At 61.0% G+C, this 25,386-nt stretch carries 13 protein-coding genes; 4 read left to right on the top strand and 9 right to left on the bottom strand.

The annotated features are described in order from the left end of the window. Nucleotides 1–12: 12 nt before the first annotated feature. Both IEV88_RS01960 and IEV88_RS01955 read right to left on the bottom strand, forming a co-directional pair. Nucleotides 13–744 (bottom strand): SapC family protein, encoded by a 732-nt coding sequence (locus tag IEV88_RS01960; RefSeq protein WP_188159611.1) that lies wholly within the window; start codon nucleotides 742–744, stop codon nucleotides 13–15. A gap of 195 nt (nucleotides 745–939) precedes the next feature. Then, entirely contained in the window at nucleotides 940–3,996 is a 3,057-nt protein-coding gene (locus IEV88_RS01955) for a TonB-dependent receptor (protein ID WP_206711317.1), read from the bottom strand. 634 nt (nucleotides 3,997–4,630) lie between these two features. Between IEV88_RS01955 and IEV88_RS01950 the strand changes: the two genes are divergently transcribed. After that, nucleotides 4,631–6,517, top strand: coding sequence for a glycoside hydrolase family 2 protein (locus IEV88_RS01950; protein WP_188159610.1), 1,887 nt, complete (start codon nucleotides 4,631–4,633; stop codon nucleotides 6,515–6,517). Between the two features lie 186 nt (nucleotides 6,518–6,703). Beyond that, nucleotides 6,704–8,215, top strand: coding sequence for a tryptophan halogenase family protein (locus IEV88_RS01945; RefSeq protein WP_188160511.1), 1,512 nt, complete (start codon nucleotides 6,704–6,706; stop codon nucleotides 8,213–8,215). On the opposite strand, the gene IEV88_RS01940 is transcribed toward IEV88_RS01945, so the two are convergent. The 4 genes from IEV88_RS01940 to IEV88_RS01925 all read right to left on the bottom strand — a co-directional run bounded on the left by IEV88_RS01940 (nucleotide 8,212) and on the right by IEV88_RS01925 (nucleotide 17,485). Then, nucleotides 8,212–9,726 (bottom strand): tryptophan halogenase family protein, encoded by a 1,515-nt coding sequence (locus tag IEV88_RS01940; protein ID WP_188159609.1) that lies wholly within the window; start codon nucleotides 9,724–9,726, stop codon nucleotides 8,212–8,214. The genes IEV88_RS01945 and IEV88_RS01940 overlap by 4 nt on opposite strands. A gap of 131 nt (nucleotides 9,727–9,857) precedes the next feature. Continuing rightward, nucleotides 9,858–12,614, bottom strand: a complete 2,757-nt coding sequence (locus IEV88_RS01935; protein WP_188159608.1) for a TonB-dependent receptor — start codon at nucleotides 12,612–12,614, stop codon at nucleotides 9,858–9,860. Between the two features lie 301 nt (nucleotides 12,615–12,915). Continuing rightward, nucleotides 12,916–15,324: a glucan 1,4-alpha-glucosidase gene (locus IEV88_RS01930; protein ID WP_188159607.1), complete on the bottom strand. Its 2,409-nt coding sequence runs from the start codon at nucleotides 15,322–15,324 to the stop codon at nucleotides 12,916–12,918. A gap of 70 nt (nucleotides 15,325–15,394) precedes the next feature. Beyond that, entirely contained in the window at nucleotides 15,395–17,485 is a 2,091-nt protein-coding gene (locus tag IEV88_RS01925) for a glycoside hydrolase family 97 protein (protein WP_188159606.1), read from the bottom strand. A gap of 439 nt (nucleotides 17,486–17,924) precedes the next feature. Between IEV88_RS01925 and IEV88_RS01920 the strand changes: the two genes are divergently transcribed. Both IEV88_RS01920 and IEV88_RS01915 read left to right on the top strand, forming a co-directional pair. Then, nucleotides 17,925–19,790, top strand: a complete 1,866-nt coding sequence (locus IEV88_RS01920) for an alpha-amylase family glycosyl hydrolase (protein WP_188159605.1) — start codon at nucleotides 17,925–17,927, stop codon at nucleotides 19,788–19,790. Between the two features lie 69 nt (nucleotides 19,791–19,859). Then, a complete protein-coding gene (locus IEV88_RS01915) occupies nucleotides 19,860–21,452 on the top strand; it encodes an alpha-glucosidase (RefSeq protein WP_188160510.1) in 1,593 nt (530 codons plus the stop codon). 17 nt (nucleotides 21,453–21,469) lie between these two features. Here the strand turns inward: IEV88_RS01915 and IEV88_RS01910 are convergent, their stop codons facing one another. The 3 genes from IEV88_RS01910 to IEV88_RS01900 form a co-directional block, all read right to left on the bottom strand. Then, a complete protein-coding gene (locus tag IEV88_RS01910) occupies nucleotides 21,470–22,480 on the bottom strand; it encodes a LacI family DNA-binding transcriptional regulator (protein ID WP_188159604.1) in 1,011 nt (336 codons plus the stop codon). An 81-nt stretch (nucleotides 22,481–22,561) separates the two neighbouring features. After that, complete coding sequence (locus IEV88_RS01905; RefSeq protein ID WP_188159603.1) at nucleotides 22,562–24,154, bottom strand: sodium:solute symporter; 1,593 nt, start codon at nucleotides 24,152–24,154, stop codon at nucleotides 22,562–22,564. A 114-nt stretch (nucleotides 24,155–24,268) separates the two neighbouring features. Then, on the bottom strand, nucleotides 24,269–25,363 hold the full coding sequence (locus IEV88_RS01900; RefSeq protein ID WP_188159602.1) for an aldose epimerase family protein: 1,095 nt from the start codon (nucleotides 25,361–25,363) through the stop codon (nucleotides 24,269–24,271). Between the last annotated feature and the right edge of the window lie 23 nt (nucleotides 25,364–25,386).

Below are 25,386 nucleotides of genomic sequence, written 5' to 3'. Positions count from 1 at the left end.
GCTTGCGGATAATCAGGACATACCCTGGGCACGCAGGGCGTTCTTCATCTCGATCAGCCGGTTTATATTCGGCAGGGAACTCAGCACCATATAGGCAAGGCGCAGGGCGCCGGACCTGTGCAGCTTCTCAAGCGCCTGCGCATCGAGCGATGTCAGCTTGTCCTCATCGATAGTGTGGAAATCGGGAATGGTGTAAGCCGTCTCGCGATCAAGGCGCACTTCGATGTTTATCGGCTCGATCAGTCCAGCTTCCTCGAACGCGGCAAACATTTGCGGCAGGTATCCAATACCGCGATCAATTGCCTGCAACATGGTGCTGACACGCTCCAGGTAAGGCGAATTGCCGCCATGCACGAGAAATACGGGCTGGCCCTCGGTTTTACTGACACGCCGGCTGTCGAGATCCACATGGATCATCGGCTCCGACGGCTCACCGGATGGCGCCTTGCTATAGCCGATCATGAAGGGCCCGCGCTGATGGATCAGCGGCACGTGGCGGGCATCCCAGCTTCCATTCTCCCTGAGAAAAAGGTTCTCGTTCCTGTCAAGCCCCAGCAGGGCGATGGCTTGCCACTGATCCTCGGCATCCTTGCGGAAGAGGATCGGATAATCGCGCTGGATCTCGACGAATTCAGTCGGGAAAACCGGCGCAATATTGACGCTGTCGCCGTACTCGGCGCCATAGCGGGTGATCACCTTCAGGTCTTTATGGTCGATATTGTTCAATAATGCCGTGTTGGGCATAAGAGCATCTCTCTGTGCATTCTGTTGCGGCCAGGACGTTCACGGGTCACTCCCCGCGACTGCGATGTCATACCGACAGTATAGAGAAACTGGCGATAACTGTATATGCGGCGAAAAAGGCCGCTGCAAGCAGCGGCCTTTCCCGATTCGTGAAGAATGTCCCAGCACCGGCATTCCGGTGCCGGATCATCCGGATTAGAAGTTGTAGCGGGCACCGACAACATAGCGCGGGGACAGTTCATAACCATACCAGAACTGATCCGGATAGCGGTGATACTGACGCTGGTCCTCACCAGTAATGTTGATCCCTTCGAAGGACACAGCGAGTTGCTCGGTTACGTCATAATTGACGCTGAAGTCGAACTGACCGTAATCCTCCGTGTAGATCGCAGAACGGTCACCACCCTCGTTCGTGGCACTCAGGAAGGTATCACGCCAGTTATAGGCGAGACGAGCCGACCAGCCATAGTTTTCGTAGATCGCCGTGAAGTTGGCCGTATCGGACAGGCCGATAAGAGCAAACTGGTTGATGTTCTTCGGAGCTGCCGGATCTGCCGTGATGTCGCCATCCACGATGGTATAGTTGGCCTGGAGGCCGAACCCGGTATCTCCGAAGAAATGCTGCCAGGCAAGTTCCCAGCCATCGATCACGCCTTCATCAGCGTTCAGCGGTTGTTCGACCGAATAGACAGCCAGCGGATCATTGCTGTCCGAGCGAACGTCGAAGGCGGCGAGAATGTCATCGACATAGCCTTGCGGCAATGTACCACCGTCAAGGTTGGCTTCGAACTCGGCCCGGGCCGCAGCCACGGATGCACGGTTGTCGATCAACGCTGTCAGAGTGAACAGGTTCGCCTCTGACTGATCGGCACCAAGCTCCTGGATAATCGCCAGGGCTTCGCCCGACCGGCTGCCGGCACCGCCGGCCGTCTGGTCGCGAATACCGAAGAGGTTGCGCTCAACCACACCGGTACCGACGAAGTTCTTGGTGTCTTTCTTGAAGTAACCCGCCGAGATGTAGCTGGTATCGTCATAGTACCACTCGAGCGAGACGTCGAAATTGTCCGACTCAAGCGGGAGCAGACCCGGGTTCTGCGACGTACCGGTCAGCTGACCGCCGAGAACTGTCGGCCGGTTCGGTGCAGCAGCACCAACCGAGGCGTACAGGTTCGTGTAAGACGGGCGACCGATGGTCTTGCTGTAGGAGGCTCGCAATACCACGTCGTCCCGCACATCCATCTGGAAGTCGACGTTTGGCAGCAGGTGATCGTAGGATCCGTCACCGGACACGTTCTGGGTGTCGCCAGTCTGCTCGACGAGGAAGTCGTTGTCAGCCTGCCAGTTGAAGCCTGACGGAACAGCCTGGACCGTCGCCGAGGAGACTTCCGTTTCCTCGTACCGGATACCGGCACTGATCCGCGCCGGACGGTCGAGCAATTCAGCTTCCATCGCAAACTGGGCAAACATGGAGAAGATCGTCTCTTCAACCTCATCGAAACCCGGTGTTTGGTTGATACGGAACCGATTAGGATTGTCAGCAGGCGGCGTCATGGCCTCGTAGATCGGGACCAGAGCGTTCCACAGATCAACCGCGTCTGCCTTGAATGCCGTTTCGGCCTGACCGACCGGCAGATCGTCGAACTTGCACGACAGGCAATATTCTTCCAGAAGGCCTGGAGCGTATTGTTCGACATCACCCGGGAAGGCAAGGCCCCAGGAGCCGAGGTCCTGTTGCGTGTTCAACGTGTCCACGGTCATGACCGTGTCACGATAATTCGTGCCGACTGTCAGGCTGGAATTGTCGAAATCCCAAACGAAGCGCAGGTCGAGTTCGTCAACCTCATGCTCCATGGCCGTGGATGTGGACCGGAAGACCTGGGAGGCGACGTCGCCGGCGTCAAGAACGCCATTGCCGTTGCCGCGTTGGCTATCGTCGATCGTATAGGTCTGGATCGGATATCCGCTGCGATAATCGACAGAGTGCTCCTGAATAACCGGTGCACCGATGCCGGTGAAGGTGGCGAGGTGGCCAAGCGGATTATTGCCGCCGGATTCACCCTTGGACGTATGCGCATCGAGAACGACACTCATCCGTTCGTTCAGTTCCCAGTCCGCATTGAAGCCGAAGGAATTCAGCGTGTCTTTCGTGGCGCGGTTGGTCTGCTCGAAACCGATATCCTTCGTGCCACCGTTGAATTCATAGGCATAAACGGCTGCGGCAACCGCATCGGAGTTGAAGATCAACTCGTCCATCGGTGTGGCGAACCAGTTGGTCTGCTCATAGCGAAGCTCATCGGACTCGTTCACCGCGAAGGTGTAGTCGGCCGTCAGTGACAGCGTCTCGATCGGGCGGAACTGAGCGACCAGCTGACCATTGATGCGCTCGCGCGTTATGTCGGAAAAGTCGTAACGGCTGTCCTGTGCAATGGCATAGGCCTGATCCGCAGCAGGCGGATTGCCGACGGGCGTCGTACCCGGATTACGAACATAGGAACCGTTCGAGCTGAGCGGCGAATCGCCCAGCGTCGGGTCGAAGACGAGCCAGTCATTGACTTGCTGGGTCGGCGCCCCGGAATCACGTCTCGAATAGGAGCCGAACAGGCCGATACCGAAATTGCCGGTATCGTTGACCCAGTTGACCAGACCGGACAGTTCAGGAGTCAGCTCGTCACCATCGTCGACACTCGTGTCGTTGATGAGCTTGCCCTGAACGGTCGCCATGGTGCCGTTGCCGTCAAGCGGGCGGCGCGTGTTGATATTGACCGTCGCGCCAATGCCGCCGGTCGGAAGAACGGCCTGGCCGGTCTTGTAGACTTCCAGCGAAGACACGCCTTCGGAGGCGAGGTTCGAGAAGTCGAAAGAGCGGCTGCCACCGCCATTGTAGTTGCCGCGTGCACCGATGACGCCGACTTCAGCGGTCGGCAGGGTGCGGCCATTCAGGGTGATCAGGTTGAAGCCCGGCCCGAAGCCGCGCACCGTGACGGCGGAGCCTTCGCCGTTGACCCGGTCGATGGAAACACCGGTGATCCGCTGAAGGGATTCGGCGAGGTTGGTGTCCGGAAACTTGCCGATGTCTTCGGCAGAGATAGCGTCGACGACACCGTCGGAATTACGCTTGATGTCCATTGCCCGCTCGAGCGAGGCGCGGATACCGGTCACGACGATGACGTCATCGCCTTCTGCCTGGTCATCGTCCTGAGCCATGGCCATTGGCGAAAACGCGCCCATGACCATCATGGATGCCCCAGCCATCAGCGCTGTACGACGCAGACGATTTTTTTGTTCTAATTCTTTCACTTTCAGTCCTCCCTTGGTTGCTTCCCAGCGTTCCCCGACGGGGAAATCGCAAAGATACAAAAACACTACCGATCCGGATCATTCCGGCTATCGGCACAATACTTTCCCGCCCTGCAAAACAACTTTTGCAGAAAGGAAACCCCCGCCTTGCGGCGGTATATGAGCGGTAAGCGCTTGGCGTTTACTTCCCTTGCGAGAGGTTCATGCGATCGGCCGTCACGGAAAGCCGGAGAGCGCACTCCTCCCTTGTTATCCTGTTAGCGTTAGCAGCCTTCGCAGGCCCGTGCAATGCCCCTGACCCCCACAGAGGTCAAATTTGCAGGATTGTTGCTTTCATGCAGCATATCAATGCGATCATCTGCAAACAGAGCTTTATGCCAAGGCAGGATACAGTGTGTTATATGCTGATAACCATACCGGTTTAAATCACTATAAACCACGTCGATCGGGCCGAACAAGTTTGTGTGCGGCGCAATATAACTCCGGCACACGCAAGGCAGATCGCAGTCTGGCGAGTTGACAGCTGAATCCATCTGCCGCCAAGGTGATTGCCTGATCTGACCAAGGGGCGACAAGAATGATAAGAAGAATGACAGGCGTAATTATCACCGGGGCGCTCTCCGGGCTGTTCTTCGGCCTGGCGGCATTTCCGGCTGGCGCAGCGGGCGACCTGCCGGGTCCGGACCTTGTTCTGACGAATTCAGCCAGCCGCGACCATATCGACCTCACGGGCGCCTGGACCTATTCGATCGACCCGTACCGCGACGGGCTGAAAAGCTTTCACGGGAACGGACCGGGCCTCGGCCACCGGCGCTATGAGACCACCGATGTCGAGGCGGTGACGCGCGAAAACCCGACCGCGCGCTATGAATATGACATGCGGCGCGAAAAGATCGTCACCCTTCCCGGCTCATGGATCAATCATGCACCCGAATTGCGCCATTATGACGGGCTGATGTGGTATGCCCGCGAATTCGATGCGGCGCCCGAAGGCGACGAACGCGCCTTTCTGCGATTCGGCGCGGCGAATTACACGGCGCACGTCTGGTTCAATGGCGAGTTTGTCGGCCGGCACGATGGCGGCTTTACCCCGTTCGCGTTTGAAGTGACCGACCTGCTGGAGGACGGCGAAAACCTGCTGGTCGTCGGCGTCGATGCCCAGCGCACCGACCAGACCGTGCCGCCGCCCGTCACCGACTGGGAGACCTATGGCGGCCTCACGCGCCCCATCCGCCTGGTCTATACATCCGAAACCTTCATAGACGAGGCACGCACCTGGCTCGGCAGGGACGGGCGGATCATGGCCGAACTCGCTCTCGACGGGCCCGGTGCCGCCGGACAGGCAGTGAGCGTGACCATCGAGTCTCTCGGCCTGACACTTGACGGCCGCACTGATCGCAACGGCATGTGGCAAGGCAGCATCGCGGCACCCGACACCCTGTCGCTCTGGTCGCCCGACAATCCGACCCTTTATGATGTCACCTTCGCGGCGGGCGACGACACCCTGCCGGAACGAATCGGGTTTCGCACGATCGAGGTGCGCGGCACCGATATCCTGCTCAACGGCGAGCCAATCTACCTGCGCGGTATCAGCATGCATGAAGAGGAGCTCGGGTCGGATCCAGGGCGAATCATGACCGAGCCGGCAATACGGGCACTCCTGTCCGAGATAAAGGACGGGCTGAACGGCAATTTCGTGCGCCTCGCCCATTATCCTCATTCCGAATTGACGACGCGCCTTGCCGATGAGATGGGCCTGCTCGTGTGGAGCGAGATCCCCGTCTACTGGCTGATAGACTGGAACAATGACGACACGCTGGCCGAAGCGCGGATGATGCTGGCAGAGAACATGATGCGCGACATGAACCGCGCTTCCATCATCATCTGGAGCGTGGCCAACGAGACGCCCGTCGGCGATGCCCGCAACAGCTTCCTGCGCAAGCTCATTGCCGATGTGCGCCAGAGGGATGACACCCGTCTTGTCAGCGCCGCCCTGTTGACCGAGAGCACGACTGACAATGGCACGATGCGCAGCTGGATCGACGATCCTCTCGCGGACGATCTCGATATCCTCGCGGTCAACACGTATAATGGCTGGTATGGCGGCCCGGATCTCGACGGCGTCGACGACATCGTCTGGGAAGCGCGCCATGAAAAGCCCATGATCTTTTCGGAATTCGGCGCCGGCGCCCTTGCCGGCTTCGCCGATGAGGAAGCCCGCCGAAAGTTCTCGGAAAGTTTCCAGGCTGACTATTACCGTGCGACACTGGCAATGAGCGAGAACATCCCGTTCCTGAAGGGGATGTCGCCATGGATCCTCAAGGATTTCCGCTCGCCGCGCCGTCAGCACCCGGTGTATCAGCAGGGCTGGAACCGCAAGGGGCTTATCTCCGAAACCGGCCAGCGCAAGCAGGCTTTTCATGTCCTGTCCGACTTCTACCGCGAGATGCAGACCGCCGGAACGACACAGGACTAGGCGATCTGCGATCGACGTTCGGGCAGGCTTGCTCGCGACTGTCAAGGGACAGATCGACGAAGGCCTCGAGACTGTCCCTCAGTACCCGGTTCTTGTTGCTGCCAACAGGGCGATATCTGTCAAAAGGCCTTGCTCCAGCATCTGCACAGGATCATCATGGACGCGTTCTGATACAAGGCTTTCATGATGACTGCAGCCGCAACACCGCTCGACCACATCGCCATTATCGGGGGCGGCTCGGCCGGCTGGATGACGGCGGCGGCGCTCGCCAATGCGGTGCGCGGCGGCTGCCGGATATCGCTGGTAGAATCCGAACAGATCGGCACGGTCGGCGTCGGCGAAGCGACGATCCCGCCGATAAAGCGCTTCAACCAGACACTCGGGATCAGCGAGGCGGAATTCGTCGCCAGCACGCAAGGCTCCTTCAAGCTCGGCATCGAATTCGTCGACTGGTCGCGCAAGGGTCATGCCTATTTCCATCCCTTCGGTCCCTATGGCGCCGACTTCGATGCCGTGCCGATCCATCATTATTTCCTGCAGGCCCGGGCCGGCGGCGACACCCGTGACATGGGCGAGTATTCCATGGCCTGGGCCGCGGCACGGCGCCACCGCTTCGCCCCGCCCTCCCGCGACCGGCGCCAGGTCCAGTCGACATTCGACTATGCCTATCATTTCGATGCCGGTCTCTATGCATCATTTCTGCGGACCTATGCCGAGCAGCGCGGTGTCGTCCGCCACGAGGGCAAGGTGGTCGACGTCACCCGCGACGGCGAGAGTGGCAGGATTGACAGTGTCAGCCTCGACAAGGGCACCGAGATCGCCGCCGATTTCTTCGTCGACTGTTCCGGCTTTCGCGGCCTGCTGATCGAAGGGGCGCTGGAAACCGGCTATGACGACTGGACCCGCTGGCTGCCCTGCGACCGGGCCGTGGCAGTGCCCTGCGCGCGGACAGATCCGCTCATTCCGTATACGCGCTCGACCGCCCGGACGGCGGGCTGGCAATGGCGCATTCCGCTGCAGCACCGCACCGGCAATGGCCATGTCTATTGCTCGGAGCATATCAGCGATGATGAAGCGACAGGTACGCTGTTGGCCAATCTCGATGGTGCGCCCGCTGGCGATCCACGCCTGTTGCGGTTCACCACGGGCTGCCGGAAGAAATTCTGGAATGGCAATTGCGTCGCCATCGGCCTTGCCGCAGGGTTCATGGAGCCGCTTGAATCGACCAGCCTGCATCTGATCCAGACCGGCATTACCCGGCTGATCGCCCTCTTGCCCGGCAAGGATGACAACCCTCTGCTGGCGGAGGAATATAACCGCCTGACCAGGCGCGAATATGAGTATATCCGCGACTTCCTGATCCTGCATTACAAGGCCACCAGCAGGGACGACACGCCGTTCTGGCGTCACTGCGCCGCAATGGATATTCCCGGGACGCTTGCCTACAAGATCAACCATTTCCGGAAGTCGGGGCGGCTCGTCTCTGACGGGCTGGAGCTGTTCCAGAATGCCAGCTGGTTCGCGGTCCTGACCGGGCAGGACATCTGGCCGGAGAGCTATGATACGCTGGCCGATTTGCGCGCCGTCGACGCCGCAACGCGTCTCGCCGGCCTGAGGCAGGTCATGGCCGAGGCGGCAGAGGCGATGCCAAGCCATGCCGACTTCATCGAGCAGCATTGCAAGGCATCCCCGCCCTAAAGCGCCGCCATGCCGGGTGCAGCACAATGCTGCGCGATATATTCCCTGTGCGGTGGCAAGCCGGCGACCGCCTGCGCGATGATGCTGTCGAGATTGTTCCTGAACTCGTCGAGCTGCGCCGACGAAAGACTGCCCGCCAAAGGATGATAGGTGTCGGGCATCACCCCCTGCCCGATCATCACCTGCACCCAGCCATCCAGCGTGAACAGCTCCTCATCCTCGCGGAAGAACCTGCCGGCGTGGCGAAAGAGGTCATATTTGCGCTGCAGGCTTTCCGGTATCTGCATCGCGCGGCAGCGATCCCAGAACGCTTCCCCGCAACGCCCATTGGCATGATAATGCAGGATCAGGAAGTCGCGGATATGCCGATATTCCTCGACCGTCTGCCGGTTATACTCCGCGACGTCGGCCGCCTCGATCGTCTCTGTCGGGAATATGTTGATCAGCCTGCTGATGCCTGACTGGACAAGATGGATGGAGGTCGATTCCAGCGGCTCCATGAACCCTGCGGCGAGCCCCAGCGCGATGCAATTCCCTTTCCAGAAGGTCTCCCGGTGTCCCGTGGTGAAGGCAAGCTGGCGCGGATCGCCCAGCGCTTCGGTTTCCAGATTGGCGATCAGTGTCGCCGCAGCCTCGTCATCGCTGAGAAAATCCGAGCAATAGACATGGCCGTTGCCGGTACGGTGCTGCAGCGGGATACGCCATTGCCAGCCGGCCCTTTGCGCCTGTGCCCGGGTATAGGGCGGCAGGTCCGGCAGCGGCGCTGATGGCACGGCGACGGCGCGGTCGCACGGCAGCCAGTGCGTCCAGTCGACATAATCTGCGCCAAGCGCCTGCCCGATCAGCACCGCACGAAAGCCGGTGCAGTCGATGAACAGATCGCCGCCAATCTCCTCGCCGCTATCGAGCCTGAGTGCCGCGATATGTCCGCCCTCGCCCAATGGCACATCAATGATCCTGCCTTCCTTGCGGCTGACCCCCCGATCCTCCGCATACTGGCGCAGCGTGCAGGCATAGCGAGCGGCATCGAAATGGAAAGCGTAGGCCAGGCCCTGCAGAGGCGTCGTGCCGACCCGATCCAGCCTGGAAAAGCTGTTCCGATACGCGGCGCGGGCGTTGAGCGAATAGCGCCAGAGATCATCGTCGCGCCCCTCTCTGTGCGCCCGCAGCCAGTACTGATGAAAGGTGGTCATGCCGAGGCTCATGCCGATACCGCCAAAGGCATGCATGTAACGGGCGCCCGGCGCGCCCCAGCCATCGAACTCGATGCCGAGCTTCATCGTGCCATGCGTCGCTCTCAGGAACTCGTTTTCGTCGAGACCAAGGACAGCGTTGAACAGCTTGATCTGCGGGATCGTCGCCTCGCCGACGCCGACCGTACCGATATCTTCGGATTCGACCAGCGTGATTTCGGCGATGCCGCCGAGCGCCCGGGCGAGCGCAGCCGCGGCCATCCAGCCGGCGGTGCCGCCACCGGCAATGACGATTTTCCTCTTCGGCTTGTCGATCATGCTCGCCCTTTCCGGCCCCAGCCTATGCCAACTTTCCGCTCCCGGCCAATGCGCAAGGCAGACGCGTCCTCCACATATGAAAAAACCCCGCCGGACGAACCGGCGGGGCATAGGTCAGAGAGGTAAGGGATTTAGTTGAACTTATAGTCGATACCGAACAGATAAGTCCGACCGTATTGCTGGAAGTCGCGGACCTGGCGCTCGTCCTCATTGTAGAATGTGACGAACTCCTGGTCGGTCAGGTTCTGCACCTGGAACAGGAGGCCCAGTCCAGCAAGCGGACCATCCTGGAAGTCATAGCCAAGCTGGGCATCGATGACCGATTCAGCTTCGACCGTCGTATAGTCGCGGCCATTGCCGAAGCCGGAAACCTCGCCGAGGAAGTCAGACCGGTAACGATCCGAGATCCGGGCCTGGAAGCCGTTCTTCTCATAGTAGAGCGTCAGGTTGGCGACCGTTTCGGACAGACCCGGCAGGGAGGAATCCGTGCCCGGACCGTTCGGCTCGATCTCGCTTTCCGTGAAAGAAGCGGATGCAATGACACCGAAGCCGTCAAGGACCGGATGGATCATTTCACCGGTGATCGAGCCGGCAATTTCCAAACCGTAGATCGAGCCGCCCTCGCCATTGGCCGGACGCGTGATCAGACCGAGTGTGGTCGCGGGCTCTTCATCCGTACCCGGCGGCAACCCACCGAAGTCGAATACCTCGCCCTGGTCATAGATGTAGTTCTCCAGGTCCTTGTAAAACAGGGCAGCCGAGACATAGCCGCTGGTGCCGAAATAGCGCTCCAGAGACAGGTCGTATGCCCATGCGGTCCACGGCTCCAGCTGCGGGTTGCCGCCAAAGGCGCTCCAGAACGCGTTATTCGGGTCGGTGCTGTCGATATTGCCTTCGTTGCGGCTGACCTCGACCGAGGCACGCATCTGGTCCATCCGTGGACGGGCGACGGTGCGGGCGACAGCCGTGCGCAGGAAGGTGTTGTCGGTCAGTTCGAACTGGAAGTTCGCACTTGGATAGAATTCCGTGTACTCAGTGCCATCCTCGACCGTCTCGATAAAGACGTTCGGCTCGAACCCCGCCGCCTGTGCCCCGGTGGAGCTTTGCTCCGCCTGGATGACCTGGACGCCGAAATTGCCGCTGAGCGGGAACGGGCCGGCCATCGTGTCGACATTGGCCATGGCATAGACGGTCAGCAATTGCTCCTCGACCGTCCAGCTCTTGGTCACGACATCGGCATTGGTGTTGGGGTCGAGGTCATAGATGCCGCTGTTGAGCGCCGCCAGCGGATCGAAGCTGACCATCGGGCCGAGGCCGAGATAGTCGAGATCCGTCGGCTCGAGCAGCAGGTTGGACGGGATCGTCAGTTCCGCCGCGCCATTGGCGAGCAGGATGAACAATTCGTCCGCGACCTTTTCCTTCGACCGGTCGGAATAGTTCACGCCGAATTCGACCGATGAAATCGGCCCGGTCATCTCGCGGGTCATACTGGCGCGCAGCGACGTCAGCTCGTCCTCGATCGACGGCATGTTGAGGAAGCCCGCCTGCCCGTTTGGACGGCCGGCCGCCGCGTCTGTGCCCCAGCCTTGCGGGCTGGTCAGCACGATCAGGTTCGGATCGGAATAGTCGAGAATGCTGTCGAAGACCGTACCGCTGGAGCTGGTGACGAAGCCCAGCGTGTCGCGCGGACCGGACAGGTTGTAGCCGGTACCGGCATAGGTCTCGAGGATCATGTCGGTGCGGTCGACGGTGGACCGGGCGATGTCCGTTTCCAGCGCCCAGTTATCAGACAGCTGGGTCTGCGTGTTCCAGCCGATGGAGAACAGCTCGGCATCGCGCTGGTTCAGGTCGTTGCGGACGACGCCGACAACGCCATCGAACGTGCCGGAGGTGACGAGGCCATCCTCGACCGTATAGCCCGGGTCCGGATTAATCCCGCCCCAGAACAGCGGCAGCTCGATGCCGCGCAGGGTCTGGGTTTCCTCGAACTCGGAATAATAGGCGTCGAGGGTCGAGGAGAAGGTCTCGCTCGGCTCGTATTGCAGAACGCCGATCAGGCCGTCGCGCTTGAGCTCGTTCGACTGCACGTAAGGCTTGGCACCACCAAGGATCAGCGGCGTGCTCGCATCGAAATCAGCCGGCAGGTTTGGATAGCCCCAGGCATTGTAGCGCTCGCCCTGGGACGGGGACTTCGTCGAGGCATAGCCAAGCGCCCAGCCCCATTCACCATTGGCCGACTGATCGAAATAGGCCGCACTGAAGCGATAGCCGGTATCTTCCGTGCCGGAATTCAGGGCGCCGTACTCGTTGGTCTCGCCGCGCAGGTTGAAGGCAATGGTACGGCCATTTTGTTCCAGCGGCCGGACCGTGCGCAGGTCGGCGGTGCCGGCCAGGCCCTGACCGATCAGGGCGGCGTCGGGCGTCTTGTAGATGACGACCTGCTGAATCAGTTCCGACGGATACTGATCGAACTCGACAGAGCGGTTGTCGGATGTCGACAGCTGTTCGCGGCCGTTTAGGAGGGCCGTTGTGAAGTCGGGTGCGAGACCGCGAACTGAAATGACCTGCCCGCGGCCATTGAGGCGCTGGGCAGTCAGACCCGGCAGGCGGGCAAGCGATTCGGCAATGGAGACGTCCGGCAGCTTGCCGATATCCTCGGCGGAGACCGCCTCGACGATCGACGAGCTGTTTTTCTTGGCAGCGATGGAATCGGTGAGTGACCGGCGGATACCGGTGACGATGATGGTATCTTCGGAAGCCTGCTCTTCCTGAGCTTCGGCGGTGTTGTCATCATCCTGCGCATAGGCGCCCGGTGCAGCCATGAGCATCAGCGCCAGACCGGTCCCGGTCATCAGGCCTGCCCGGCCAAATTTGAATTTCGTTTCCATAATGTCCTCCCGTATGGATCACCGCATTTCTGACAGAGCGGGTAAGGATGTTTTTGCAAATTTATGTAATTTTGTCAATAAAGGCGACAGTATAGGAACTGCATAAAGCTCTGGACGAGCGTTGTACGTTACATAAATGCTACAACAGCGCATCAGTTTTAGCGCTACCAAAGTCTCTTGCTCCAAATTGCCGCGCTTTATTGGAGTTTTGTGTTTATGTAATTTTTTGCAAAAGTTGTTACAAGACAGGCGCGGTTGCGCAAACGGGGCGCGGGGCCCGCCCCTGATAGCGCTATCGCCGCTACTCTTCCGTCCGGTACCGATCCGCTACGATATCGTAGCGGTCCCAGACCGCCTGATCTGCGGCGGACCGCAGCAGCTTGATATATTCCGCATGCGTCCAGGCCAGCGGTGTTGCCGAATCGGTGCCCTCACCCATCACGTAATCATGGCGGGTGCGGTCGCCGACACCGTCCCAGACCTGCTCGGGCAGCATCAGGCCTTCATTGGCGAACAGCTCCATGCCGCGCACATAGGTCGCGCGAATCTCGTCAGTCGCCGCCCCGGCGGCCAGCTCGTAATGGCCGCGCTCACCGGTGAAGAACGGCCAGACCCGTCCGCGTTGCCCGGCGCGCATCTGCCCGCCCTCGCCATAGTTGATGCCCGTCACGGTCTCGCCATAGCCGTCATTGCCATAGCGCCGCCAGCCGGGATAGGTGCCGGGCTCGCCCTCGAAGGTGAAATCATATCTGACGCGGTAATGGTCATCGCGGGTCTGGTCGTCCAGTTCCGGCAAGCTGTCGACGATGGATGGCGCATCGGCGCTGCGCACGCCATAACGCACCAGCTCCAGGAAGCCGCCATCGACCATCAGGTCCTCGGCCACGCCCTCCTGACCATTGGCACCGCCGGTTGCGGCCTTGTCATTGGGATTGTCATTGCGGGTGATACGGATGAAATAACGCCCATCAGCCTCGCCCTCGTTCCAGGCGCCATTGGTGGTGAACATCGTCTCCTCGATCGACGCCTCATAGGCATCGGCGGCGGCGAGATATCTCTGCGCATCTTGCGGGCGCTCGAGCGCCTCCGCCATGTCGGCGGCGGCGACGAGCCCGGTGATGATGGCTGCGGTCGTCGAGGGCGAATAGCCAGCCTGTTCTTCCCAGCGCTCCTGCTGGGTCGCCGGCGGGGTGATCGTCTCGTTGTTCCAGTCGAGCCCGACCGTGCCGCCATCGACAAGGAAATCGGCGGCTGGCTTCAGCATGCCGTCATAATAGCCGGCAAGCTGGTCATCGGCGATCACGCCTGCCTGCCACAGCTTCCAGCCGAGCATGACCGGCATCGCCGTCTGGTCGAGCTGGACCGACACCCATTCGCGCGTGCCGTTGACATGGGTCTTCTGCAGGAACCATCCGCCTGCGCCGGTATTGCCTTCCATCTCGTCATCGACCTGGATCTGGTCGAAATAATCGAATGCGACCTTGGCCGTCTCCGGATCGCCCATGGCAAGAAACGCCATCGCCACCTGATAAAAGTCGCGCGGCCACACGGCCTTGTAGCCCGTCGACGATGTCGCGGCGGGCGTCGTGTCGCCCCACGGATTGGACAAGGACGCGATCAGTGCCCCGGCATGGGTTTTGTCTTCCTGTGCCTTGAGGACGAGCGCGCTGGCATAGGCAAGATCACCGCCGTCGCGGGCCATGGTCGCAAGGCGCGGCAGGGCGTCGAGGGAAGCGATATAGTCCTCCCAGCCGACGGCGTCGCCTTCGCCATTGTATCGCGCAAGGATCGTGTCATAGCCATCAGCGAGGGTCGCCTCGGCTGCGGCCATGCTCGCTTCCCTGTCAGCACCGAAGCCGACGGCAAGGTCATAGACAGCCTCGCCGGAGACGGGGTCGAACGCTGCCGCCAAAGCGACATTCCCCGGCGTGTCGCCGGTCGACTGATAGGGTTCGAGGGCGCCCGTCTCCGCAAGCTGCGTTTCGCCGGCTGACGAGCCGACAAACCCTGCGGAGGTGGCAGCAAACGCGCCGCCCGTCAGCACGCTGACAGCACCCTTGTCGTCCCACGCCTGCAGCGCATCGGCCGTAACCGCCGCCATGTCATCATCGCCAGTGTTGGAGACATGCGGATTGACCAGCAGGTAAGGCGTCACGGCGCCATCGAGCGCGCGCACCACAGCCCGCACGAACAGGGTGTCGCGGCCCGGATCGGTGAAGATGTGCTTCTCGATTTCAAATTTGCCGTCTCGGTCTCGGGTGACCACACGATAGGCAAGCGACAATGGCCGGCCTTCAGCATCCGTATGCAGATAGGAAATGTCGAAATCCGTGTCCGCACCCTCAATGTCGACATAGCCGCCGTCCGCACCCTCGCCCGCAATGGCGAATTTCATATCCTTCAGCTGCGCCTCATGGATCAGCCCGGCCATGGTCTCGGTGATGATGCCTTCGGCCAGTGAAAACCAGACTTTCGATATCGCGCCGGTTTCGCCGCCATCGCTATAGGCGCCATCGGTATAGGCCTCATAGGAGGTGCCAATCCCCGTCTTGCCGGAATAGGCCCAGACCGACGCTCTTCCCGGCGCGCCAGGCGCGACCGACGCCGCATTCCGGTCAACGGCGTCACTGGCAGCGCCGTCACTCCCCTCTTCAGCGGAACAGGCAGCGACAAGGGCAATCAGGGAAACGGCAAGCAGGGTTGTTTTCATGGTCTCTCTCTCCTTCGAAATTTCTGAGCCGGTGCGGGAGTGGGAGCCGCCCCGCACCGGCTGCACCGGACTATTCGTCGTTCATCGGATAAAAACGCACCGCCGCACCGCCACCCGGAGCGAGCGGCAGCTCCATCACCGTCTCTGATGTCACCGCGCGCGAACCGATATCCATGGCATAGGGATTGGTTTCCCAGTCGGCATCGTCCGCATCGAGATAATATTCAGCCCTGTAGGTCACCCCGTCGGTCAGGAAGCTCAGGGGTTGGCTGATATTGCGCGCCTCCTCGTCGGTAACGGCGCCGAGGAACCAGTCATCACTGCCGCGCTCCTGCCGGGCGATGACGAGGTAATCGCCGACCGCGCCAGCCAGCGCGATGGACTCTTCCCAGTCGGCCGGCACATCCCTGATGAACTGGAACGGTTCCGGCCGCGCCTCGTAATTCTCCGGCAGGTCGGCGGCCATCTGGATCGGGCTGTAGATCGTCACATATAGCGCCAGCTGCTTGGCCAGCGTCGTTTCGACCCGCGAGGCGGTCGAATGCCTCGGCGCGGCACCCTCCAGCTGCGGGCGCTCGTTCGGCATCAGGTCGAAAATGCCCGGCGTGAAGTCCATCGGCCCGGACAGCATGCGCGTATAGGGCAGGATCGCCGTATGCTCCGGCGGGTTCGGCGGCTGGCCCCAGGCATTGTATTCCTGCCCGCGCGCGCCTTCCCGCGTGATCCAGTTCGGATATGTCCGGCGCAGGCCGGTATCCTTGATCGGCTCATGGGTATTGATGGAGATCTTGCGCTTGGCCGCTTCGGTCACGGAATGAATGTAATGGTTCACCATTTTCTGGCCGTCATGCCATTCATAATGGGCGACCCCCGTGTCGTCGACCCATTTGGCATCGCCGCCATCGGCGACATAGCCGGTCTTGACCTGACGCACGCCATGATCCTCATACAGATCATAGGCGTCGGCCATCTGCCTTTCGTAATTGGTGATATTGCCGGACGTCTCGTGGTGCCCGACGAGGCGGACACCTTTCGACAGGGCGTAGTCGGCCACTTCCCTGAGGTCGAAATCCGGATAGGTCTCGGTGAAGCTGAAGACATCGCCATTGTTGAACCAGTCACCATCCCAGCCGGTATTCCAGCCCTCGACCAGCACGCCGTCAAAGCCGTTCTCGGCGGCAAAATCGATATAGCGTTTGGTCTCGTCCGTCGTTGCGCCATGGATGAAGTCAGTGCCCCACGAGCGGTCATTGATATGCATCGCCCACCAGATGCCGACATATTTTCCGGGCTCGACCCAGGAGACGTCGCCCAGCCTGTTCGGCTCGTTGAGATTCAGGATCAGATCGGAATTGACGAGACCGGCGGCGTCCGGCGCGACCTGGATGGTCCGCCATGGCGTCGTGAATGGTCCCTTCTTCACCACGCCAGCGGCCGTTGCGGACGGCGCGAGATCGGCGGCGAAGATACCCGGCCGGTATTGCTTCAGCGACATCGCCGCATAATCGACCAGCGCCGCCTCGTGGACGGACAGATGAATGCCCGACGGCATGCGGAAGGTTACCGGCGTATGGACGATGTCCATTTCCTCAAGCCCGGTCGTCTCATAGAGATATTCGTACCGGTTCCAGCCGCGCGAGGGGATCCACCACGCAGTGCTCGCCTCGGCCACGCGGAACTCGGTCAGCTCATCGACGATGGTGACAGCGTCATAGCCCTGTTGCGCCGGCACTTCGTAACGGAAGCCGATGCCGTCATCGAAGGCGCGGAAGCGGACATTGAAACTGCGCCCGTCATCGGCGGCGAAGTTGACAACCAGCTCGTTGTGATGATCGCGCACGAAGCGCCGCTCGCCCCACGGCTGTTCCCATGTCTCGTCCGCGCTGCCGGCGCTGGAACCGACGATGGCAAAACCCTCATCGAAACCCTTCATCGCCGCGAAGCGCATGCCGAGGCGCGATGGCGCAATCACCATCTCCCCGCCATAGGCAACGCCATATTGCGGCACGCCCTCGCCAGTTACGTCGACGGCAACGACGAGCCTCCCGTCAGGCGATGAAACGGAACGGCCGGCCTCGTCACCCTGCATAGCAAGGACAGCAGAGGGCAGGCACAGGAGCGCGGCTATCGTCGCAAGCAGAACTCTGGCAGAAAAGATCATGATTGCATCCAGTCGGTTACAGCGTCGATGGAGGATGCTCGTGACAGGGCCTCGCTTTCCAGGGCCCGTCTTCCAGACCCCCGAATGGCAGTGCCCGGCCATCCCTTGCGTTTCCTCCGGGGATTATCCCCACCTTATTCTTGCGGCAATCGCCATTTTTCCCAACAGTATACGACCCTACAATTTTTTGCAATATTTGGACAGTATTTTTCCGTACGACTCCTGTGTGCGGCGGACCCGCCGAGGCAATCCTACCCTGATAGCGCACGAAATTGAGCGTATGTTAGCGCTAATCTCCGTTTTCTCGGCGAGTGGCGCCGCGTATTTTTCTTGCCATTTCTTGTAATTTTTTGCAATTTTCTTGCTGTCATGATAGTGTCGAGAAAGAACAACACGCCGCACGCATGACGCAGCGCGGCACAGGCCCGGGAGGCGCCCGATGAGATTCCTGCCATACACAGCGATCGCCCTGATGTCGCTCGCACCAGCGCCGCTGACCGTGGCGCTACCCGCCGCAGCGGAGAACATCCAGCCTTGGCAGGAGCGTCTGCCGCAAGACGAGATCATCTATTTCGTGCTGCCCGACCGGTTCGAGAATGCCGACCCTTCGAATGACGAGGGCGGACTTTCCGGCGGCAGGCTGGCGACCGGCTTCGACCCGACCCACAAGGGCATGTTCCATGGCGGCGACCTGAAGGGGCTGACAGCCCGGCTCGATTACATCGAGGGTCTTGGCGCCACCGCGATCTGGCTCGGCCCGATCTACAAGAACAAGGTCGTGCAGGGTCCGCCGGGACAGGAATCGGCCGGCTATCACGGCTACTGGATCACCGACTTCACACAGATCGACCCGCATTTCGGCACCAATGACGACATGAAGGCCCTCGTCGATGCCGCCCATGCGCGCGGGATGAAAGTCTATCTCGATATCATCGTCAATCATACCGCCGATGTCATTCAGTACCGGGAGTGTCACGACCCGGATTTCGCGGGAGAGCGCGAGCCGGACAGCTTCTGTCCCTATCGCGACAAGGCGACTTACCCGTTCACAACCCGCGGACTGGCCGATGGCGCGGCGATCAATGATGGTTTCATGGGCGACCAGCCGCCATGGCAGATGGCGGAGAATTTCGAGCGGCTGACAGATCAGACCTTTGCCTACACGCCTTTCGTGCCGGACAGCGAGAAAGACATCAAGGTCCCGGCCTGGCTGAACGATCTGTCTGTTTATCACAATCGCGGCAATTCCTATTTCTCCGGCGAAAGCTCGCTCTATGGCGACTTCTTCGGCCTTGATGACCTGAATACCGAAGACCCTCGCGTCGTCGCCGGCATGATTGAGATCTTCAGCTGGTGGATCAGCGAGTTCGATATCGACGGCTATCGTGTCGACACGGCGCGCCATGTCGCGCCGGAATTCTGGCATGCCTTCATCCCGGCGATCCTCGATCACGCCGCCAAGGAGGGCAAACCCAATTTCCATATTTTCGGCGAGGTCGCGTTGCATACCCCGGGCGAGCTTGCGGTCTATACGCGTCGTGACGGTTACCCCGCCGTTCTCGACTTCGGTTTCCAGCAGGCGGTGCGCGACGTGCTCGCCGACGGCAAGGCGCCCCTCGCCTTCGCAGACCTGTTCATGCAGGATGCTCTTTACAAGCATGGGCCCGATACCGCCTTGCAGCTGCCTGTCTTCACCGGCAATCACGACATGGGCCGGTTCGGGCGTTTCCTCAGCGAATCCCTGCCGCAAGCAAGCGAGGAGGAGCTGCTCGCCCGCCTCAAGCTCGGCCACGCGATGATGTTCTTCGCCCGCGGCGTACCCACCATTTACTATGGCGACGAGCAGGGTTTCACCGGCGATGATGGCGACCAGGATGCGCGCGAGGACATGTTCCCGTCCCGGGTCGAGATCTACAATGACAACAATCTGATCGGCACCGACGCGACGACAGCCATCGGGAATTTCGACACCACCCATCCGCTCTATCGTGCCACGGCCGGGATGGCCGCGCTCCACCAGGCGCACCCTGCCCTGCGCCGCGGCGCGCAGGTGCTGCGCCTCGCCGAAAGCGAGCCCGGCGGCCTCCTCGCCCTGTCGCGCCTCGACGCGGAAACGGGGGCGGAATATCTCGTCACCTTCAACACCGGCACCAACGCGCGCACGCGCCAGGTAGAGGTCGATCCGGCCTCGAACAACTGGACGTCGCTTTCCGGCACATGCGCGCCGGCATCGACGACGACCGCGAGCTATCGCGTGACTGTGCCCCCTCTTGATTATACTATCTGCGTTTCAGGAAAGAACTGACCGACCATGAGCATTACCGATACTCTCGCCGACAGAACCCCGCGACGGGACGCTGCGCCTCAAGCCGGGATGGCTGACACGTGGTGGCGCGGCGCGGTCATCTACCAGATATATCCGCGCAGTTTCCTCGACACGACCGGCGACGGCATCGGCGACCTGCGCGGCTGCATCGAGAAACTCGGCTACATCGCCTCGCTCGGCGTCGATGCGATCTGGCTGTCGCCTTTCTTCACCTCGCCCATGGACGATTTCGGCTATGACGTGGCGGACTATCGCGATGTCGATCCGATGTTCGGCAGCCTCGCCGATTTCGACGAACTGGTCGAAAAGGCTCATGGCCATGGCCTGAAGGTCATTATCGACCAGGTTTATTCGCATACGTCCGATGAACATGCCTGGTTCAGGGAGAGCCGCCAGTCGCGCGACAATGACAAGGCCGACTGGTATGTCTGGGCCGATCCCAAGCCAGACGGCTCGCCGCCCAACAACTGGCAGTCGGTCTTCGGTGGCGTCGCATGGGAATGGGATGCGCGGCGCCGGCAATATTACCTGCACAATTTTCTCAAATCGCAGCCGGACCTCAACCTGCACAATCCTGTCGTCCAGGACGCGCTTCTGGATGTGGCCCGCTACTGGCTCGATCGCGGCGTCGACGGGTTCCGCCTCGACGCGCTGAATTTCGGCATGCATGACCGGCAGCTGCGCGACAACCCGCCCGCGCGCGTGTTCCACCGCCCGCCGACACGCCCTTTCGATTTCCAGGATCATATCTTTTCCAAGTCGCAACCGGAGATCACGGGCTTTCTCGAGCGTATCCGCACGCTCACCGATGAATATAACGGCGTCTTCACGGTGGCCGAGATCGGCGGCGATGATTCGCTCGCCGAGATGAAGATGTTCACCGAGGGCGAGACCCGCCTCAACTCCGCCTACAGCTTTGAATACCTGTATGCAAAATCGCTGAGCGCCGAGCTCGTCCGTACAAAGACGCGGGACTGGCGCGAGGGCGATGGCTGGCCGTCCTGGGCGTTCTCGAATCACGACGCGCCGCGCGCCGTCTCGCGCTGGGCCGGCACCGTGCCGGTGGAGGATTATGCCCGCTTTGCCATGCTGCTGCTGATGAGCCTGCGCGGTAACGCCTTCCTCTATCAGGGCGAGGAGCTGGGCCTCGTCCAGGCCGATGTGCCGTTCGAAAAACTTCAGGACCCGGAAGCGATCACCAACTGGCCGGAAACGCTGGGCCGCGATGGCGCCCGCACGCCGGTGCCGTGGGACAGCGCCAGGCCCCATGCCGGCTTCTCCAGCGCGGAGCCATGGCTGCCAGTCGATCCGGCTCATGTTCCGTGTGCGGTCAACGAGCAGGATACCAATCAAGATTCCATGCTGAACTTCACGCGCCGGCTGATCGCCCTGCGCAAGATGGCGCCTGCCCTGCTCCATGGTTCGATCCGCTTCTTGGAGACACCGGGCGCAATCGTCGCCTTCATCCGCACATCGCATTGCGGCGATGAAATGCTGTGCGCGTTCAATCCGTCGGAAAAGACTGTTGAGTGGCAGGCGTGCGATGGCTGGACCATCGAGATGGCGGTCAATATCGGCGATGGTACGCACCCGCCGCAGCAATTGCCGCCAGCCGGCGGCTTCATCGCCCGGCGCGGCTGATCCTCACGGGCAGTCCGTCACGACCCGCAGCTGTCGCGTACGATCAAATCGGTCGGCAGCCGCTCCGACAGGGCGTTGCTGGTCGAGGCTGAGTTGAGCAGCTTCGACACCATCAGCCGCCCGGCCTTGGCCATGTCCTGGGCGATGGTCGTCAATGGCGGACTGGAATAGCGCGCGATCTGGATATTGTCGTAGCCGACTACCGCGATGTCGCTCGGCACCTTGCGCCCGGCCCGGCGGATCGCCCGGATCGCGCCAACGGCGATGAGGTCGGAGGCGGCAAAGACCGCGTCGAATTCCTGGCCGCTGGCAAACAATCCGTCCACGCCTGATTCAGCCGCCTCGATCTCGACCGGCCCGGACACGACGAGACCCTTGTCGACATCCTTGCCCGCCGCTGACAGCGCCGATTGATAGCCCTGGAAGCGCTGGGCGATTTCCGGCGCGTCGAGGTCGCCGATAAAGGCGATACGGTCGTGGCCAAGACGCAGGAGATGGTTCGTCGCCTTCTGCCCTCCCTTCACATTGTCCGATCCGACCGAGCAATATTGCTGGCCCGGCAACTCAGCGCCCCAGACGACGAAGCGGTTACCGTCGTCGGCGAGGCGGTTGAAGCGCTCATGCAGGAAACTCTGACCGAGGAAGATCACCCCGTCGGCCCGGTTGGCGGCGACGAGATTGCTGAGATCGTCATAGTTCTTCGGCGCCAGATGGGAGATCAGCACATCGCTCGAGACTTCGCGGGCGGCCTGGCTGACACCGCCGATCAGTTCCAGATAGAACGGGTCCGCCGTTCGCGTGTCGCGGCCCGGCTGCATCGGGATGACGATGACGATGGTCGATGAGGCGCCGGACAGCACTGCCGGCATGTGCGGGCGAAAGGAATAGTTCAACTCCTGCGCCAGCCGCCAGACCCGCTTCTTGGTCTCCTGGTTGACGTTCGGGTTGTCGTTCAGCGCCCGTGAAATGGTCGCCGTCGACAGCCCCGCCGCTTTTGCCAGATCCTGCAGCCTCGTCGATTTCGTCATCAGTCTTTTCCGGTCATTACGTTATCTGGCGTGACATTGCCTCAGTTCGAGCAAGAATTGCAATAATTTGCAAAGATTTTCCTACCGGAACAGGAAGACCAGCCCCAACGTTGCGGCAACCAGTGCCGCCGTCAGCACGTAATGGTTCTGCCAGAACGGCCTGCCTTCCTGACGCGCCAGATCGGCTTTCAGTTCATCGGCAGTCCAGATCAGCGTGCCGACATCCTCCGGCTGGCGCGTGTCTGGCGTCATCAGGCTGACGATGATCAGCGCCGCCGCCGAAATCACGAACAGGTAGAACGCCATGATCAGGAAGTGGATATCCATGATGCCGAGGATCTCGATCAGCACGAACAGCACAATGCCGCAGCCCGTGCCGGCGACAAGCGAGGCGATGGCGCCGTTGGAATTGGCCCGCTTCCAGAACCCGCCGACGAGGAACAGCGCGACGATCGGCGCGACCGTATAGGACAGGATCGTCTGGAGATATTTGAACAGCGAGCCGAAATTTTCGATCTGCGGCGCCCACAGGACCGACAATACCAGGAAAACGACGGTCACGACACGGCCGACCTGGCCCATCTGTTTCTGTGTCATCTCCGGATGGCGTGTGCGGATGAAGTCCATGGTGACAATGGTCGACGAAGAGTTCAGGGTCGAATCGATCTGCGACATGATCGCGGCGAGGAAACCGGCGAGAACCAGCCCGAGCACACCGGCCGGCAACAGGTCGAACATCAGCGTCGGATAGATCAGATCGCCATTCTCGAGGCCCGGATAGAGCAGGATCGCGGCAGTGCCCGGCAGCACCATGATGAACAATGTGGGAAGCTTCAGCGCACCGGCGAACAGCGCGCCCCAGCGGCCATGGTCCTCGTTCTTGGCTGACAGCACGCGCTGGACCATGAACTGGTTGGTACACCAGAAGTAGAAGCCGATCAGCGGCGCGCCGGTGATCAGCCCCAGCCATGGCACGCCGGGATCGTCCATCGACTTGATCAGGCCGAGCTTCTCCTGCGGCACGGTGTTGAGCACGGTGTCGAGCCCGCCCGCCGCATTGAAGGCGAAGATCGAGATGAGGATCGACCCGCCGATCAGGATCACCGCCTGGATCGCATCGGTAATCATGACCGCCGACAGGCCGCCCAGCACCGTATAGGCGCCGGCGACCAGCGCCAGCCCGGCGATGATGGTCCAGACCGGAATGCCCGGGAAGATCATCTGCAGGATCAGTCCGCCCGCGAACAACGTCGCCGCCGTGTCTACGACGATGGTCAGGAACAGGGTCAGAATGGAGAAGTAATAGCGCATGCGCCGGTCGTATCGCCGCTCCAGATATTCCGGCATGGTATAGACCCGGGCGCGCAGGATGAACGGCATGATGAAGATGGCAAAAAAGGCGAGGATAATCGCCGCAAGCCATTCATAATTGTAGACCGAGATACCCGTCGAATAGGCCTCGCCTGCCAGTCCGACCAGCGTGGTGCCGGAAATATTGGACGCAAACAGCGACAGGCCGATGATCGGCCAGGTCGAGCGCCGGCCCGCGAGGAAATAATCCTCCGCTGACTGATTACGACCGGCAACGGCAATGGCGATCACCGCCATCAGCACGATATAAAGACCGATGACCGCAAGGTCGATCGTCGACAATGTGAAAGTCAGATCGCCCATCTGGCCCCTCCCCGGGTATTGTTTTCATGAGCTTGCGGGAAGCAGTCTAGGCGAGATCGCCTGCAAAAAATACTGATCTTTTGCAGAAATTTGCAGTTGGTCTGCCGCATGCGCTCAGCGGCGGTTCTTCACCGTCGAGAAACGATAGAGCGTCTGCGAGCGCAGGGTGTCGCCGCGCTTCAGGATGGTCGACGGGAAATCAGGCTGGTTCGGTGAATCGGGGAAATGCTGGGTCTCGAGACAGAACCCGGTCCGTTTGCCGAACACCGTGCCTTTCCCGCGATAGCTGTCATCAAGGAAGTTGCCCGAATAGAACTGCACGCCGGGCTCTGTCGTCAGCACCTCCATTCGCCTGCCTGACTTCGGCTCCTCTACTTCCGCAGCCAGCTCAAGCCCCTTGCCCTTGCGGTTCAGGACGAAATTATGGTCATAGCCGGCACCATGGGACAGCTGCTCATCGCTGGCGTCGATTTCCTCGCCGATCGCACGCAGACGGCGGAAATCGAACGGCGTTTCCTTCACCGGCGCCAGGTCGCCCGTGGGGATCTGCGTCTCATCGGTCGGGGTGAACCGGTCCGCTTCCAGTCGCAGCAAATGCCCGGTGATCGGCGAACCCAGATCGCCGGACAGGTTGAAATAGGCGTGCTGGGTCAGTGCGACAGGCGTCGCCTTGTCCGTCGTCGCCTTGTAGTCGATCTGCAGCTCATTATTGTCTGACAGGAAATAGGTGACGCTGACGCTGAGCGTGCCGGGAAAGCCTTCATCGCCATCGGGGCTGACATGGCTGAGGGTCAGGCCCTGCCCATTGTCGGCAACAAACGGCACTGCATCCCAGACGACGCCGTGAAAGCCGGTCTTGCCGCCATGCAGCGTGTTCTCGCCCTGGCTCTTGACCAGCGCATAGGTCTTGCCGTCCAACGTGAAGGACGCGCCGCCGATGCGGTTGCCATAGCGCCCGATCAGCGCGCCGAAATAGGGCGAGTTGTCGATGTAGTCCTGCAGTGTGTCATAGCCGAGAACGACATCCGCGAACCGTCCGTCTGCATCGGGCGCAAAGAGATGGGTCAGGATACCGCCATAATTGGTGATCCTCGCCATCATCCCGGCCTTGTTGGTCAGGGTATAGAGGGAGATCTCCCTGCCGCCGGCCTCGCCGAACGGTTCAATGATCACCGATTTCGCCGCGTCTGGCGCTGTTTCGTTTGCCATATACCGGATGTCTCCTGCCCGTC

It is taken from the genome of Aquisalinus flavus, from assembly GCF_014640095.1.
Taxonomy (GTDB): Bacteria; Pseudomonadota; Alphaproteobacteria; order Caulobacterales; family Parvularculaceae; genus Aquisalinus; species Aquisalinus flavus.
The sequence above is the reverse complement of the archived record's forward strand: the minus strand, read 5'-3'. Positions and strand labels throughout refer to the sequence as shown.

Coding starts and splice junctions, on each gene's coding strand:
- IEV88_RS01935 (WP_188159608.1), bottom strand. CDS start 12,614: ATGGAAACGAAATTCAAATTTGGCCGGGCAGGCCTGATGACCGGGACC.
- IEV88_RS01905 (WP_188159603.1), bottom strand. CDS start 24,154: ATGGGCGATCTGACTTTCACATTGTCGACGATCGACCTTGCGGTCATC.
- IEV88_RS01900 (WP_188159602.1), bottom strand. CDS start 25,363: ATGGCAAACGAAACAGCGCCAGACGCGGCGAAATCGGTGATCATTGAA.
- IEV88_RS01925 (WP_188159606.1), bottom strand. CDS start 17,485: ATGATCTTTTCTGCCAGAGTTCTGCTTGCGACGATAGCCGCGCTCCTG.
- IEV88_RS01955 (WP_206711317.1), bottom strand. CDS start 3,996: ATGGCTGGGGCATCCATGATGGTCATGGGCGCGTTTTCGCCAATGGCC.
- IEV88_RS01910 (WP_188159604.1), bottom strand. CDS start 22,480: ATGACGAAATCGACGAGGCTGCAGGATCTGGCAAAAGCGGCGGGGCTG.
- IEV88_RS01940 (WP_188159609.1), bottom strand. CDS start 9,726: ATGATCGACAAGCCGAAGAGGAAAATCGTCATTGCCGGTGGCGGCACC.
- IEV88_RS01950 (WP_188159610.1), top strand. CDS start 4,631: ATGACAGGCGTAATTATCACCGGGGCGCTCTCCGGGCTGTTCTTCGGC.
- IEV88_RS01960 (WP_188159611.1), bottom strand. CDS start 744: ATGCCCAACACGGCATTATTGAACAATATCGACCATAAAGACCTGAAG.
- IEV88_RS01930 (WP_188159607.1), bottom strand. CDS start 15,324: ATGAAAACAACCCTGCTTGCCGTTTCCCTGATTGCCCTTGTCGCTGCC.
- IEV88_RS01945 (WP_188160511.1), top strand. CDS start 6,704: ATGACTGCAGCCGCAACACCGCTCGACCACATCGCCATTATCGGGGGC.
- IEV88_RS01920 (WP_188159605.1), top strand. CDS start 17,925: ATGAGATTCCTGCCATACACAGCGATCGCCCTGATGTCGCTCGCACCA.
- IEV88_RS01915 (WP_188160510.1), top strand. CDS start 19,860: ATGGCTGACACGTGGTGGCGCGGCGCGGTCATCTACCAGATATATCCG.